This is a genomic window from Ruania zhangjianzhongii (assembly GCF_008000995.1).
Classification (GTDB): domain Bacteria; phylum Actinomycetota; class Actinomycetes; order Actinomycetales; family Beutenbergiaceae; genus Ruania; species Ruania zhangjianzhongii.
In genome coordinates this window covers 2,402,069-2,416,873 of record NZ_CP042828.1, presented here as the reverse complement: position 1 = coordinate 2,416,873, position 14,805 = coordinate 2,402,069, and the positions used below count along the sequence as shown (strand labels likewise).

12 protein-coding genes are annotated in these 14,805 nt (G+C 67.4%); 6 read left to right on the top strand and 6 right to left on the bottom strand.

The annotated features are described in order from the left end of the window. From FU260_RS11190 to FU260_RS11175, 4 genes are all read right to left on the bottom strand, one after another. Nucleotides 1–999, bottom strand: coding sequence for a TRAP transporter substrate-binding protein (locus tag FU260_RS11190; protein ID WP_147917133.1), 999 nt, complete (start codon nucleotides 997–999; stop codon nucleotides 1–3). A gap of 76 nt (nucleotides 1,000–1,075) precedes the next feature. Continuing rightward, nucleotides 1,076–2,599, bottom strand: a complete 1,524-nt coding sequence (locus FU260_RS11185; protein ID WP_147917132.1) for a mannitol dehydrogenase family protein — start codon at nucleotides 2,597–2,599, stop codon at nucleotides 1,076–1,078. 5 nt (nucleotides 2,600–2,604) lie between these two features. Next, the gene (gene manD / locus FU260_RS11180; protein ID WP_147917131.1) at nucleotides 2,605–3,819 is read right to left on the bottom strand and encodes a D-mannonate dehydratase ManD; all 1,215 of its coding nucleotides are present in this window, start codon (nucleotides 3,817–3,819) and stop codon (nucleotides 2,605–2,607) included. A 60-nt stretch (nucleotides 3,820–3,879) separates the two neighbouring features. Then, nucleotides 3,880–4,875, bottom strand: coding sequence for a LacI family DNA-binding transcriptional regulator (locus FU260_RS11175; protein WP_147919443.1), 996 nt, complete (start codon nucleotides 4,873–4,875; stop codon nucleotides 3,880–3,882). Nucleotides 4,876–5,012: 137 nt separating this feature from the next. On the opposite strand from FU260_RS11175, the gene FU260_RS11170 reads away from it, so the two are divergent. The 6 genes from FU260_RS11170 (at nucleotide 5,013) to FU260_RS11145 (ending at nucleotide 12,540) form a co-directional block, all read left to right on the top strand. Beyond that, nucleotides 5,013–6,620, top strand: a complete 1,608-nt coding sequence (locus FU260_RS11170) for an alpha-amylase family glycosyl hydrolase (RefSeq protein ID WP_147917130.1) — start codon at nucleotides 5,013–5,015, stop codon at nucleotides 6,618–6,620. Nucleotides 6,621–6,959: 339 nt separating this feature from the next. Beyond that, nucleotides 6,960–8,372 (top strand): sulfatase family protein, encoded by a 1,413-nt coding sequence (locus tag FU260_RS11165; protein WP_210418253.1) that lies wholly within the window; start codon nucleotides 6,960–6,962, stop codon nucleotides 8,370–8,372. A 43-nt stretch (nucleotides 8,373–8,415) separates the two neighbouring features. Continuing rightward, complete coding sequence (locus FU260_RS11160; protein ID WP_168211745.1) at nucleotides 8,416–9,792, top strand: ABC transporter substrate-binding protein; 1,377 nt, start codon at nucleotides 8,416–8,418, stop codon at nucleotides 9,790–9,792. A 3-nt stretch (nucleotides 9,793–9,795) separates the two neighbouring features. Continuing rightward, nucleotides 9,796–10,755, top strand: a complete 960-nt coding sequence (locus tag FU260_RS11155) for a carbohydrate ABC transporter permease (protein WP_147917128.1) — start codon at nucleotides 9,796–9,798, stop codon at nucleotides 10,753–10,755. Further along, nucleotides 10,752–11,615, top strand: a complete 864-nt coding sequence (locus FU260_RS11150) for a carbohydrate ABC transporter permease (protein ID WP_147917127.1) — start codon at nucleotides 10,752–10,754, stop codon at nucleotides 11,613–11,615. The genes FU260_RS11155 and FU260_RS11150 overlap by 4 nt, the downstream gene beginning before the upstream one ends. 7 nt (nucleotides 11,616–11,622) lie before the next feature. Continuing rightward, entirely contained in the window at nucleotides 11,623–12,540 is a 918-nt protein-coding gene (locus tag FU260_RS11145) for an N-acetylmuramic acid 6-phosphate etherase (protein ID WP_147917126.1), read from the top strand. Between the two features lie 60 nt (nucleotides 12,541–12,600). Here FU260_RS11145 and FU260_RS11140 read toward each other — a convergent pair whose 3' ends face one another. Both FU260_RS11140 and FU260_RS11135 read right to left on the bottom strand, forming a co-directional pair. Beyond that, entirely contained in the window at nucleotides 12,601–13,608 is a 1,008-nt protein-coding gene (locus tag FU260_RS11140) for a ketopantoate reductase family protein (protein WP_147917125.1), read from the bottom strand. A 56-nt stretch (nucleotides 13,609–13,664) separates the two neighbouring features. Further along, nucleotides 13,665–14,801 carry an enolase C-terminal domain-like protein gene (locus FU260_RS11135; RefSeq protein ID WP_168211744.1) on the bottom strand — a complete coding sequence of 379 codons (1,137 nt, stop codon included), beginning with the start codon at nucleotides 14,799–14,801 and terminating at the stop codon, nucleotides 13,665–13,667. Between the last annotated feature and the right edge of the window lie 4 nt (nucleotides 14,802–14,805).

The window sequence follows — 14,805 nt, the reverse complement described above, 5'->3', positions numbered from 1 at the left end:
TTAGCCCTGCTCGCGCGCCGTGTCGACGGCGTCCTGCCACTCAGGGTCGAACGACCAGCCGTGCCCGTCTACGGTGTCCTCCCAGGCGGCGCGCATCTCCTCCTGGTCGATGTCGTAGAACTCCACGCCCTCGTCCTGCAGCTCGGCCTCAGCCTCGTCGTTCGCCTGGACGAGGAACTCGCGCTGCTGCTCGTACCCCGCTTGCATACCCTCGAGGAAGGGCTCGCGCAGTTCCTCCGGAATCTTGTTCCAGGCGTCGTCGGACAGTGCCATGACGATGTAGACGAACGTGTGCTCGGTGTTGGTGATGTGCGGCGCCACCTCGTAGTAGCTGTTCGCCAGCGCGTTCGACGTCGCATTCTCCACGGCATCAATCGTTCCCTGCTGCAGTGCTGTGAACTGCTCACCGGACGGCAGTCCGACCGGGACTGCACCGAACCCTTCGAAAGCGGCGAGCTGGTATTCGTTCTGCATCGTACGAATCTTCAACCCGGCGAAGTCGTCGATCGACTCGATCGGCCGTGTCGAGAAGACATTACGGAAGCCAGACTCCATGTAGCCGACCACGTGAAGGTTCTGCTCAAGCGCTGCCTCCTCGATCAGGTCTCCCACTTCGCCGTCGACAGCGGCATGGGCCTGATCGGCGTTCTCCCACAAGTAAGCCTGATCCAGAATAGACATCTCCGGGATCCAGTTCGTGAAGACGGAGTTGGCTCCGGTCGCGATGTCCAGATCACCGTTCATGGCCATCTCCACCGTGGCGCGCTCGTCACCGAGCGACCCGCCGGCGACCACGGTGATCTCGATACGGCCATCGGTGCGCTCGGCCACCTCCTCGGCAATCGCGAGGGCGCCCTGGTAGTAGTTGCTCTGCTCGTTGTCGGCCAACGCCATCCGCAACTGGATCCCATCGCCTCCGCCACTGGATCCTCCGCAAGCAGTCAACCCGAGTGCGAGGGAAAGGCCGCCGGCGACGGCGACTGGCATGTACTTCTTCATCGTTGATCCTTCATCGTTCGGTGATTGGTATGTCGGTGAGTGGAAGAGGGCGCAGTTGTTCGTTCAGCCGGGCGAGTTACGCTCGGGTGGTTGGCTGGTGGGTAAGAGCTGCCTCGTCGATCGCCGACGCCACCCCGGCTGTGCTGATGATGTCGACGTACTCGCCGACGCGCGCCACGAAGTCCCCTTGGGCCGCGAGCTCGCTCGGAAAGATCTCCTCGGACTCGAAGACCGCCCGGGCCATGGTGCGGCCGTCGGTGCTCCGAGCGGCTAGTGCGCCAAGTGCCGGGCGTGCTGGATCGCTCATCGCGTGCGCGTGTGGGCCAGGGTCGAATCCGTCCAAGGGAGCGATGCAGGCGAGATAGCCGGCCACGGACAGGGCCAGGTGCTGCGGCATCACGCCCTCGCCGAGCGCCTGCAGCGCCGGCGTGCACACCCGCTGCGGCAGCTTCACCGACCCGTCCGAGCCCACCTGACTCGTTCTGTGTCCCAGGGCCGTGTTGCTCCAGCGTCCGAACAGGGCGCGTTCATAGTCGGCAGCGATGACGCCGCCGGGGAGATCCACGCTGGGTAAGTACTCCCCGGTGAGAACCCGGTGCGCTGCGTCCGCCACAGCCGCCTGCCCGACACTCGCCGGGATCGTCTCAGCACCGCTGAGGGCGCCGAGGTAGGCGATCAGGGAGTGGGTTCCGTTGAGAAGGCGCAGCTTCATCTGCTCGTAGCGATCCACCTCGGTGGAGAAGATGGCCCCACCGGCTTCCCACCGCGGGCGCCCGGCCGCGAAGCGGTCCTCGATCACCCACATCGTAAACGGCTCGGCAGGTACGGGCACGGCGTCCCGGTAGCCACACATCGTGGCCACGCGGTCTCGATGCGCGTCGTTTGTTGCCGGCACGATCCTGTCGACCATGCTGTTGGGAAACGTCACCTGGGACTCGACCCAGGTCAGCAGGTCACGTGCCTGATCACCGGGAAGGTGATCGATGAAGTCGGTGACGATGTCTCGCGTGCGGTCACCGTTACCACCAAGGTTGTCGCAACTCAGGATCGAGATGGGGGCTCCGGAGGCACGCATCCTCGCTTGCAGGCCGCGCACGATCTGACCGATGCTGGTACGCGGCTGGTCCACGACCTGCAGGTCGTGCTGGACGAGCGGATTAGCCAGGTCGATGCCACCTGTCGATGGCTCAAAGGTGTAGCCATGCTCGGTGACGGTCAGGGTGACGATCTTGATCTCCGCCGCGGCGATCTGTGCCACGACACGGTCGGCTTGCTGCGCCGCGACGAGGGTCTCGGCGAGCACGCGTGGAACCTGGAACTCTGTGCGCTCTGGCGCGATGGTCACCACCGTGTAGAGATGGTCCTGAGACTCGACTGCATAGACGACCTCGCGGGACGAGTTCGCCACACCGACGATTCCCCAGTCACCGCCGTGAGACTGCACGGCCGCATTGGTGTAGACGGCCTGATGCGCACGGTGAAAGTTGCCGTAGCCGAGGTGGAGAATGCCGGGACTCGGCGCAGCTGTTCCGGCCATCCCGCGCTCCAGGGCGACGTCGCGCCCGAGAGTGGGCAGGGTGTGCTCTCCGGTGGTGGTCATGCCGGTCACCAATCTGTGATCGCGCCGTCGCGCGTACGAGCGATCGGCAAGTAAGCAGGTGCGTACGGGAACGCCGAGGCTGCCCTCTCGTCCACCTCGACACCGAGTCCCGGCTCCTCACCGGGGTGCAGATAGCCGTCGGTGAAGGTGTAGGAGGACTGGAACACCTCGCTGGTGAGGCTGGGATATCCCATCAGCTCCTGGATGCTGAAGTTGTGGGTAGACAGCCCGACGTGTAGGGAGGCGGACATGCTCAGTGGCGAGACGTCCGATGGACCGTGGGGCCCGCCGTCGACCTGGTGAACCTCTGCGTAGTGCAGGATCTTTCGCAGGTGCGAGATGCCCCCCGCATGCCCGACGGCGGTACGGATGTAATCGGCCAAACGCTCGCTGATGATGGTGCGACAGTCCCAGATCGTGTTGAACACCTCGCCGATGGCCAGGGGGGTGGTGGAGTGTTCACGCACCCGCCGGAGCAGGTCCGGGTTCTCGGCGGGGATCAGGTCTTCCAGCCAGAACAGATCAACAGGTTCCAGCTCTTTGGCCAACCTGGCCGCTTGTGTCGGATTGAGTCGGTGGTGGGCGTCGTGCAGCAGGTGCAGCTCGGGTCCGACGTGTTCGCGCAGACGCAGCAGGGTTTGCGGTGCGTGTCGCAGGTACGCACCGGCGTCCCACGTCTCTTCCATCGGTCGAGACCCGCGTGCAGCAGGTTCGTAGCCCGCTTCGCGGGTGATCCCGTAGACGACGTCCAAACCGGGCACACCAAACTGGGCCCGAATCGCGCGAAAGCCCGCTGCACGCTTGGCGTCGACGGCGTCCTCGAGCTCTTCCTGACTCCATCCGGACGCGTGCGTGTATGCGAGTACCCGCGAGCGGACCGCACCGCCGAGCAGCCGGTAGACAGGGACGTCGAGGGACTTGCCCAGCAGGTCCCAGAGAGCGAGGTCGACCCCGCCGATCGCGGCCATCGTCACCGGGCCGCGCCGCCAGTAGGCGCCGCGGTACAGGTAGTGCCAGATGTCTTCGATATTGCCTGGGTCTTGTCCGACGAGGGTGGGGGCGATGTGGTCACGTAGGTAGCTGGCGACGGCGAGCTCGCGCCCGTTCACCGTCGCGTCGCCCCAGCCGACCAACCCAGCGTCGGTGGTGATCTTGACGATCACGTAGTTACGTCCGGGGCTGGTGACGATCACATCGACGGCAGAGATGGTCTCAGGCATTCAAAGTCTCCTCAGGAACCGACCGGTAAGCGGTGAGACAGCGCCCCGTACAGATGGTGGTCACGCGTGGCTCTCTCGGCGGAGGTCGCCCGTGCCGGGCGCCAAGGCGGTCGAGTGCCGAACGATGAGCTGCGACGGCCGGTGCTCCGGACCTGCGTCGATGACCTTCCCAGACACCACGTCGGCAAGGATTTGATAGGCCCGCACACCACCGTCGGTGATGTCGACCCGCACGGTCGTCAGACTCGGCTCGGAGACCGCTGCGACGTTCAGGTCGTCGATACCCACGATGCTCAGATCACGCGGACACTCCTTGCCCAAAGCGCGAGCGCCGGCCCGCACACCGAGCGCAACCAGGTCGTTGTACGCAATCACGGCGCTGGCGCCGCTGGCGACCACAGAGGCAGCGGCGGCCAGGCCGCCGTCAACGCTCGCTGCCTGGTGGCCGACAACATCGAGCTTCATCGCCCACCGCTCAGCGCAGGCGCGGATTAGCTCGTCCCGGCGCTGGTTGGCCCATGCGGACCGAGGCCCTGGAGCGTAGGCCACATGTCTGTGCCCAAGGGCAAAAAGGTGTTCGAAGGCCTGCTCGATTCCGGTATCAACGTCCAGCAGCACAGACATGCAGAACGTGACACCGGAGTTGATGACCACCAGCGGCGTGCTACCGATCGCAGTCGTGAGCTCTTTCGCAGCCAGGCGCGGCGAGGCGAGGATGACACCGCTGACCGTAGCCGGCAGCGAGCGCAGCACGTCCGCTTCGACCGACGGATGCTCGGAGGTGTTGTACAGAAGCACATGGTGCCCACCCGCCCATGCCTGTTCCTGAATGGCCGCAGTCAACGCAGCGAAAATCGGATTCGCGGCATCGGGCACCACGACCGCGAAGGTGCGGGCGGAGGAACTTGTATGCGTGTTGTAGTCCAGGTCAGCTGCCGCCTTCAGAACTCGCGCTCGGGTCGCACCTGCGAGCCGATCCGGGTCTTTGAAGGCCCTCGAGGCGGTCGCTAGCGACACGCCGGCCGCCTGCGCGACCTCAGTCAGTGTGGCTCCCATGCCGATGGCTCCGCTGGTTGTCTGGTCTCGATGACACGACTTTGACAGTCTTGTACAAGTCTTGTCAACTTCTTGCATCTTGCTGGTGACGACCTGCCCTCAGCCGCGGCGACTCGGCGAGCCTCTACCCTGGAGAAGTGCCCACCCGCTCGCCGACAGCCACACCTCGCCCGTGGTGGCGCGACGCCGTCATCTATGAGGTCTATATCCGTTCCCTCGCCGATTCCGACGGCGACGGCACCGGTGATCTGCAGGGTGTGATCGACCGGCTGGACCACATCCAGGCGCTGGGCGTGGACGCGGTGTGGATCACGCCGTTCTTCCCCTCCCCGGGGCACGACCACGGCTACGACGTGAGCGACTTCCGTGGCATCGACCCGGCCTTCGGCGATACCGACACGTTCCGCCGGCTCGTCGACGAGCTGCACGAGCGCGGCATGCGCCTGCTGGTGGACGTGGTCCCGAACCACACCTCGCACGAGCACCCGTGGTTCCAGGCCGCGCTGGCCGAGGGCCGGGACGGTGTCGACTACCGCGACTACTACCTGTGGGCCGACCCAGCCGGCGACGGCGGACCGCCGAACAACTGGCTGGCGAACTTCGGCGGGTCCGCCTGGACCTGGGAACCGGAGTCCGAGCAGTACTACCTGCACGCCTACCTCCCGGAGCAACCGGACCTGAACTGGCGCAACCCGCGCGTGTTCGAGGAGTGGGTCGCCATCCTGGAGCACTGGATCGAGCTCGGTGCAGACGGCTTCCGCATCGACGTCGCGCACAACCTGCTGAAGCACCCGGACCTGCCGGACAACCCCGTGCTCGAACCCACCCGGGCAGAGAACGTGCCCGCCGGGCGGGTGCGCTCAGCCCGCGGCCTGGCCCGGGTCTACGACGTGGACCAGGACGACGTCGTCGATCTCTACACCCAGCTCCGCGCGCGACTCCCCCGCACCCATGCCGGTGAGGATCCCTTCCTGCTCGGCGAGACCGTGCTGGAGAACCCCGAACGGGTGGAGCGGTACCTCGAGTCTGGCCGCCTCGATGCCGCGATGTGGTTCGGTACCGACCGGGTCCCGTTCGACGCCGCCGAGGTGGCACAGGTGCTGCGCACCCCGAGCCCGGACACCGCCGGAAGATTCGGCTGGTTCCTGTCCAACCATGACCGCGCCCGCCCGGCCTCCCGCCTGGGCAGTGCCGACCGCGCCCTCGCCCTGTCCGCCGCCGTGCTCGCCATGCCCGGCCCCTACCTGCTCTACCAGGGCGAGGAGCTCGGCATGATCGATCTGGAGATCGACCCGAGCACCGCCCGGGACCCGATCGCACTCCGCGCCGGTGAGCTGGACGCCAGTCGGGACCGGGCCCGCTCCCCCATCCCGTGGACCGACGAACCCGGGCGCGGGTTCTCGAGTGCCGAACCTTGGCTCGCCCACGGCCCGCTGCCCGAACACGGCTCCGCCGCCACGCAGCGCGGCAACGACACCAGCCACCTGAACCGGTGGCGTTCCCTGCTGACCACCTGGGCCCGGCTGCGCGACACGCTCCCGGTGAGCACCGCCGTCGACCATCACGACGATCTGCTCACTCTGACCCGGGGTGCCCTCGCGGTTCAGATCAATTTCGGCACTGAAGCGCTTCCGCTGAAGCGCCCCGCCGGCGCCGAGGCCCTCTGGCGCTCCCAACCAGGCGGTGATCCAGCCACGTTGCGCGCAGCGGAAGCCGTCTGGCTGTACCGCCCAGGTGAGCAGTAGACACTCCAGCCGGGGCATTTAATACCATGCACGGTGTCGTGCTGTCATGAAGCGTCCTGAGGTCGAGCGGGCACCGGAGCGCTTCCCTCGGGCTCAGGCGAGACCCCGCGACGCTCCGGAGGGTCAGATTCTGCACTGAGGCGCTTCCGCGGAAGCGCTCCAGCTTGGCCCCGCCGGCCACCGCGCCCTGCCGGGAACACCTGCCCCACCCACTCGGAGCATCACTTTCCGTCACCACGCCCGGCCAGACCCGCCGTCGCTTTCATCTGGCCGCTGGTGCGCGACTCGGCCGGCCTCCTATGCCTACCCTCGGCGCAACGCCTGGAGGGAGGTGCAGCCGTGCCCGATCGCCCGAATATCCTGTTCGTCCTCACCGATGACCACGCCGCGCACGCGATGAGCGCCTACGGCAGCCAGCTCAACCAGACTCCGCACCTGGACCGGATCGCCGCTGAGGGCATCCGGTTCGACCAGGCTGACTGCACCAACGCCCTCTGCGCCCCCTCCCGGGCAGCAATCCTCACCGGTGCGCACAGTCACCGCAACGGAATGATGACGCTGACCACGAGCTTCGACTCGGCCCAGCCCACCTTCCCGGCACTGATGCAGGCCGCCGGTTACCGCACCGCCCTGTTCGGCAAGTGGCACCTCGGCCACGGTTCGGGGCACGATCCGGTCGGCTTCGACGAGTGGCAGGTGCTGGATGGTCAGGGCGACTACGACGATCCCGAGCTGATCGGCCCGGATGGCCGCACCCAGCACACCGGCTACGTCACCGACATCCTCACTGACCTCGCCCTGGACTGGCTCGAGCAGCAGGACGGCGATCAGCCCTGGTTGCTGCTGCTCTGGCACAAGGCCCCGCACCGGCGCTGGTTCCCCGGACCACAGGAGCAGCACCTGTACCAGGGCGTGACGTTCCCGGAGCCGGAGACCCTGTTCGACGACTACTCCGGGCGCGCCCGCGCCGCCGAAGAAGCGATCATCCGGGTGGGCCGGGACCTGGACGAGCTGGACGCGAAGACCACCATCCCCGAGTTCGACTCCCAGGCCGAGCGCACCTCCTGGTTCTATCAGCGCTACATCGGCGACTACCTGCGCTGTGTGGCCGGCGTGGACCGCACCACCGGCCGGCTGCTGGACCACCTCGATGCCACCGGTCAGAACGACAGCACGCTGGTCACTTACGCCAGCGACCAGGGCTTCTTCCTCGGCGACCACGGCTACTTCGACAAACGGTTCATGTACGCCGACTCGCTGCGGATCCCGCTGGTGATGCGCTACCCGGCGGAGATCCCGGCCGGCACCGTCTCTGACGATCTGGCGCTGAACCTGGACCTGGCGCAGACGTTCCTGGACTACGCCGGCATCGAAGCGCCGGACCGGATGCAGGGCGCCTCGCTGCGGTCGATCGCCCGTGGTGAGCAGCCGCAGGACTGGCGCGAGCACATCTACTACCGGTACTGGGAGCACCTCAAGGCCGGGGTCGGCGCCCACGTCGGGGTGCGCACCGATCGGTACAAGCTGATCCACTACTACGGGGAGGCGCTGGGTATCACCGGCGCCATCGATGACCCGCGCGAGCCGGAGTGGGAGCTCTTCGACACCGAGACCGACCCGGCGGAGCTGCAGTCGGTCTATGGCGATCCCGCCTATGCGCAGGTGCGCGAAGAGCTCACCGCGCTGCTGCTGCAGTCCATTCACGAGGCCGACGACGTTCCTCCCCCGAGCCTGGCCTCGCTCGTTTCGTAAGCCGTTCACCGTTCCCGGAACCTCGATGCAAAGGAGCAGGACAATGAAAGTAGACCGACGGATCATCGGCGGTGTCGCTGTGACCCTGGCCTCTGCCCTGGCGCTGGCCGCCTGTTCGGGTGGCGGCGACGGGGACGGCGGTGACGACTCCGGGCCGATCACCTTCTGGACCCCGCACGTGCAGCCGGACCGGATGGCCGCCCAGGAGGAGGTGGCCGCCGCGTTCACCGAGGAGACCGGCATCGAGGTGGAGATCGTCGCGATGGCCGGCGCCGACCAGGACCAGGCGCTGGTCACCGGTGCCGCCTCCGGTGATGTGCCGGACGTGGCCCTGCACGCCCCGGACCTGTCCGCCTGGCAGTCCCAGGGACTGGTCGACTCCGACGCCGCCACCGCGGTGATCGAGAACCTCGGCGCGGACACGTTCAACCAGCGCGCGCTGGACTTCATCAACATCGACGGCGCCTACCAGGCGGTCCCCTCCGACGGGTGGACGCACGTGATCGTCTACCGCACCGACCTGCTCGAGGAGGCCGGGTTGGAGGTACCCACCTCGCTGGAAGAGCTCGCCTCCGCGGCCGAGACGATCCGGCAGGACCAGGGCATCACCGGGATGGCGTTCGGTACCCAGGTGGGCACGCCGTCGGCCACCGAGGGGATTCAGTCCACCTTCCAGCAGACCGGCTGCCAGCTGGTGAGCGAGGGCACGGTGACCATCGACGCCCCGGAGTGCGCCGAGGCCGCCGGACACTTCGCCACCCTGGCCGAGTCCAGCGCCGCCGGGCAGTTCGACGTGACCAGCGCTCGGTCCACCTACCTGAACGGGGAGGCAGCGTTCCTGCTGTTCTCCACGCACATCCTGGACGAGCTCGCCGGGCTGGACTCGGACAACCCGCTGACCTGCGCCGAGTGCTCCGACAACGAGAACTTCTTCGTGGAGAACTCCGACTTCATCACCGTGCTGGACGAGGAGTTCCCCGCCCAGTACGGCACCACGCTGAACTACGTGATCCCCGAAGGCGCCAACGCCGAGGGGGCAAGTGCGTTCGTGGAGTACATCCTCTCCACCGGGTACGCGGACATGCTCGCTACCGCTCCGGAGGGCCGCATCCCGCTGCGCCCGGGCAACGCCGAGAACCCGACCCAGTACCTGGACGAGTGGGGCACCCTGCCGATGGCCGGCTCGGAGCAGACCGTGGCGGACATCTACGGCGAGGAGATGGTGACCGGACTCGGAGAGGGGATGGACGCCGTCTCCGCGTGGGGCCTGGGCACCGACGACGCCGTGCTCGCCGGTGAAGCGTTCGCGCAGAACACCCTGGCCGAGCACCTGGACGCGCTCTACTCCGGCACCGACCCGCAGCAGGTCGTGACCGATATGGCGGCGGACGTGCAGGCCCTGCAGGACGACCTCGGCTAGTAGATGGCTGACGCACGCACGACGAAGGTGGCGCGCGGGTCCCGGCTGAGCCGGGCCCAGCGCGCCAACCTGCACGGGTACCTGCTCTCCGCACCGTCCTACCTGGCGATCACGCTGGTGATCCTCATCCCGTTCTGCGCGGTGGTGGTGTTCGCCTTCGCCGACTTCCGGCTGATCGACATCCCCCAGCTGAACCTGGGCAACATCGAGTGGTCGCTGGGGAACATGCGGGACGCGCTCGGCTCGGGTGCGTTCTGGGGCGCGCTGGGCACCACGGTGGCCTACGCCGTTTTCACCACGATCGGGGTGATCGGCGGCGGGGTGATCGTGGCGCTGGCGATGCGCAAACGGTTCCGCGGGCAGAACGTGGTGCGGGCGCTGTTCCTGGTGCCGTACGTGCTGCCGGTGATCGCCGGGGCGACCATCTGGCGCACGATGCTCAACCCGCAGTACGGGATCATCAACGCCTTCGGGATGCAGGTGCTCGGCTGGGAAGCGCCGATCGCGTTCCTGACCACCAAGTCCTTCGACGTGGCCGGGGTGGGCATCCCGCTGGCGCTGATCGTGGTGATCCTGTTCGAGATCTGGAAGTCGGCGCCGTTCACGTTCCTGTTCGTGACCGCCCGGCTGCAGAACGTGCCGGCCGAGCTCGAGGACGCGGCCGCGATCGACGGTGCGAACGCCCGCCAGCGGCTCACTCACATCGTGCTGCCGCAGCTGCGGACCGTGGTGATGGTGCTGCTGCTGCTGCGGTTCATCTGGTCCTTCCAGAACTTCAACGACATCTACCTGCTCACCCAGGGCGCCGGTGGCACCGAGGTGATGGCGGTGAAGGTGTTCAAGGAGCTGACCGTGCGCGCCGATGTCGGTAGCGCTGCCGCCTACGGGCTGTGCATGACGGCGATCCTGATCGTGTTCGGGATCCTCTGGGCGTTGGCCAACCGGCGGAAGGAGGCGATGTGAGTACCTCGGTTCGCAGAGAGTCGGGCGGCGTGAAGGCGCTGCGCGCCTCGATCATCATCATCACCCTGGTGCTGTCCATCGGGCCGGTGCTGTACGGGATCGTGCTCTCGGTGCGGCCGTTCGCCGCGGTGCTGAACGACCCGCTGAACCTGTTCCCCGCGCCGAGCGAACTCGATTTCAGCGCCTACGCCGATGCCCTGAGGTCCACGGCCGACGGCGGCTACGGCCTGGGCGGGTTCCTGGTCAACTCGCTGATCCTGGCCGTGGGCACGGTGCTCGCCTCGATCTTGGTGAGCATCCTGGGCGCCTATGCCACTGCACGGATCCGGTTCTCCGGACGCAGCGTGGGCAACGCGATCATCGTGGCCGTGTACATGTTCCCCGGGGTGGTGCTGGCCGTACCGCTGTTCGTGCTGCTCTCCCGGGCGGGGCTGACCGGCACCTTGGTGGGGCTAGTGGTGGTGTACGTGGCGCTGACCGTGCCGGTCTCGCTGTACATGCTGCGGAACTACTTCATCGCGCTGCCGTCCTCGATCGAGGATGCGGCACTGATCGATGGCTGCTCCCTGATGGGGGTGATCTGGCGGATCGTGCTGCCGATCGCCCTGCCCGGGATCGCCGCCACGGCGATGTACATGTTCATGATCGCCTGGAACGAGTACCTGTACGCGCTACTGTTCCTGGTGCAGTCCCGCGAGCTGTGGACCGCACCACTGGGGATCGCCCAGCTCACCGAGTTCGACACCCCGGTGACGATCCTGCTCGCGGGCTCGATCGTGGTGACCATCCCGGTGGTGGTGCTGTTCATCTTCGCCCAGCGGCTACTGATCAGCGGCCTCGCCTCCGGCGCCGAGAAGTGAGGACGCGATGACCGACCAGACCCCCACCTGGCCGCAGGCCAGCCCTCTGGGGCTGTCCACCGAGGACCGGAACCCGGCCATGATGGACATCGACACGCTCGATCCGCAGGCTGCGATCGAGGCGATCCTGACCGAGGACCTGGTGGGTGTGCAGGCGGCGCTGGGCGTGGCCGGGCAGCTGGCCGTGCTGGTGGAGGCCGCGCACGAACGCCTACAGGCGGGTGGGCGGGTGCACTACTTCGGTGCCGGGGCGTCCGGGCGGCTGGCGTTCATCGACGTGACCGAGTCCCGCCCCACCTTCGGGCTGGAGGACACCTTCGTCTGGCACTTCCCCGGTGGCGCGCCGGCGCTGCTGGACTCGGCGATCGATGAGGAGGACGCCGAGGCTGCCGGGGCTGCCGAGGCAGGTTCGGTCACCAGTGCGGACGTGGTGATCGGAGTGACCGCCTCGGGCAGCACCGGGTACGTCCGCGGCGCGCTGGCCGCGGCGCACGAGCGTGGGGCGTACACGGCGCTGATCACCAACCAGTCCGGTGCCGTGCTCTCCCGCGGTGTGGACCTGGCGATCGAGGCGGCCACCGGGCCGGAGGCCCTGACCGGGTCCACCCGGCTCAAGGCCGGCACCGCCACCAAGGTGCTGATCAACGCCTTCTCCACGGCGCTGATGATCCGCGCCGGGCGCACCTGGTCCAACCTGATGACGCACATGCTGGCCACCAACACCAAGCTGGACGAGCGAGCGGTGCGGATCCTGGTGATGTCCACCGAGGCGCCGGAGGCAGAGTGCCGGGCGGCGCTGGCTGCCGGCGACGGTGACCTGCCGGCCGCGCTGACGTCCATGCTCTCCGGTGCCTCGCCGGCCGCGGCGCGGGAGGCGTTGGCCGCCGGCGGTGGGGTGCGGTCGGCGGTGCGCAGGCTCGGCTGACTGCCCCGGTGGCACCGTGACCGCAGACGCCGAGTGCGGCCTGCCACGCGGAGTTGCCGCTCAGGCCACGATGCGGAGCGAGTCGAGCAGCTCGGCGGCGGTGCTCGCGCGGTCGCGTCGCTCCTCCACCACTAGTGCCCACATCTGCTCTTGCAACGCGTCGTTCACTGGTGTCGGAACTCCATGCAGCCGCCCGAGCAGCGCTATCTCGCCGTTCAGGTAGTCAGTCTCCACCGAGGACAACCCCCGCGCCACGCTCTGCCAGGTCGATCCACCAGCCCGGGCCGTGCCGTCGACCGGTACCTCGGAGAATCCCGTCCGATGCTCCTCCAGCTCGGTGGGATCGATCACGCTCATCGATGCTGCCTGGAAGCACGCGCGTGCTTCGCTGCGTGCAGCATCGGTGAGCAGCTGGGCGGCGCTGCTTCCGCGATCGGCTGGGAACAGCGCATCGATCGCGTTGCGGAGGTTACCGATCAGCTTGTCTGCCTTCCACGGCCCGATCTCTTCGGTCACGTAGGCGCGAAAGCCGGCACGGGCGAGTGCATCCACCAGGCGAGCGTCGCCCTCGTCGGAGCCGTGTGGGAAGCGACCGATCTCCAGCACGCCGGGGACCGGACTGCCGTGATCATCAACCCTGCCGGGCTGCAGGTAGACGCCCGGGACGCCGACGCAGACGCCATGCACCCTCGAGAAGTAGCGCAGTGCACTCCGCTCGTTCGAGACTCCGTTCTGGAAGCAGAACAGCGGAACGTGGTGGCCCACGAACGAATCCTGCACCGGTTTGGCGGCCAGGTCGGCGAACAGCCCGACCGCGTCCTGCGACTTGACCGCCACCAGGAGCACGTCGCGGGCCAGCGGACGCCACTCGTCCACCGAATCGACCACGGCCGGGTGGGCCACGAAGCTGCCCCGGGGCGTGCCGATCAACAGACCCTGGGCACGGATCCGGTCGCCGTGTTCGCCACGCGCGATCAGCAGCACGTCCTCACCGGCCGCCGCGAGGAAGCCTGCCACCACCCCGCCTACCCCGCCCGCGCCCACCACTACGTATCGACTTTTCCTCACGGCACAACGCTCCCATCGTCAGTCGCGGCACGCTCCGTGCCGACCAGCAGCACCTTCTAGGGTTTCAGCAGGCTGCCATCCAGCGCACGATTCGCCTCCAAACGGGAGATGGTGAAGGGGGACATCGGGGGGTGCCTGCGTGCCGCGGCCTCGTCGAATTCCACGCCCCAGCCCGGCGTGTGCCACGGCACGATCCGGCCCGCCTCGGCTGTGTGCGCCCCGGGGAACACCTCGATGGCTGCTTCGCTGGGCTCGTGATGCTCGTGAATTCCGAAGTTCGGGCTGGCCAGGCCCAGGGCCGCGTTCGCCGCGTGGCCGAGCGGACTCAGGTCCAGCGGGCCATGCCAGGCGGTTTGCACCCCGAACTGCTCGGCCAACGTCGCCAGCCGGTGCGCTGCACTGAACCCGCCGATCATCGAGATATGACTCCGGACCACGTCGATGCTCGATGCGACGATCAGCGGGAGAAACTCCTCGATGCTGGCGAACGTCTCACCGATCGCGATGCGCAGCGAACTGAAGCCACGGAGCTGCGGCAGCCACCGGGTCAGCTCGTGCGGGAACGGGTCCTCCAGATACACCAGTGGGAACTCATCCATGGCTCGTGCGAGCTCGAACACTTCTTGCGGCTGCAGACGCCCATGGACGTCGACCACGTACTCTGCCTCGGTACCGAACTCCTCCACCAGCCGGGTCAAGGTAGCGACCCAGTCAGCGATGTAGGCACGCCCGGTGCACCGCTGGGACCCGTAGTCGTGCCCGGCGATCATCGGCCGAAAGCTTCGATATCCCTCGTCCCAACGCTTCCGAACTCCCACCACGAGCTCCTCGAGCGATGTGGCGAACACCGAGATGTAGGTGGGCAGGTAGGAGCGCACCAGACCGCCCGTCAGGCTCCACACCGGCTGGTTGGCCAGTTTGGCCTTGATGTCCCAGAGCGCCATGTCGATGCCCGACAACGCACTGTTGTCTACCGGCCCCCCGCGCCAGTACGGCGCCAGCTTCAACGTCTGGAAGATGTCGGTGACATCCCGAGCGCTGCGGCCGATCACCCGGGGCGTGAGGTAGTCGTCCACAATGTCCTTCACGGCCTTGGCGCGGAAGGCATGAGTTCCGCAGCCCAGCCCGTACAGGCCCGGAACGTCCGTCTCGACGCGAACCACCACCAGGTTCAGGCCTTCGGGAGCCGTCACGAAC

Excerpts from the sequence above, each read along its gene's own strand:
- FU260_RS11145 (WP_147917126.1), top strand. The coding sequence starts at position 11,623 with ATGACCGACCAGACCCCCACCTGGCCGCAGGCCAGCCCTCTGGGGCTG.
- FU260_RS11175 (WP_147919443.1), bottom strand. The coding sequence starts at position 4,875 with ATGGGAGCCACACTGACTGAGGTCGCGCAGGCGGCCGGCGTGTCGCTA.
- FU260_RS11155 (WP_147917128.1), top strand. The coding sequence starts at position 9,796 with ATGGCTGACGCACGCACGACGAAGGTGGCGCGCGGGTCCCGGCTGAGC.
- manD (WP_147917131.1), bottom strand. The coding sequence starts at position 3,819 with ATGCCTGAGACCATCTCTGCCGTCGATGTGATCGTCACCAGCCCCGGA.
- FU260_RS11185 (WP_147917132.1), bottom strand. The coding sequence starts at position 2,599 with ATGACCACCACCGGAGAGCACACCCTGCCCACTCTCGGGCGCGACGTC.
- FU260_RS11190 (WP_147917133.1), bottom strand. The coding sequence starts at position 999 with ATGAAGAAGTACATGCCAGTCGCCGTCGCCGGCGGCCTTTCCCTCGCA.
- FU260_RS11160 (WP_168211745.1), top strand. The coding sequence starts at position 8,416 with ATGAAAGTAGACCGACGGATCATCGGCGGTGTCGCTGTGACCCTGGCC.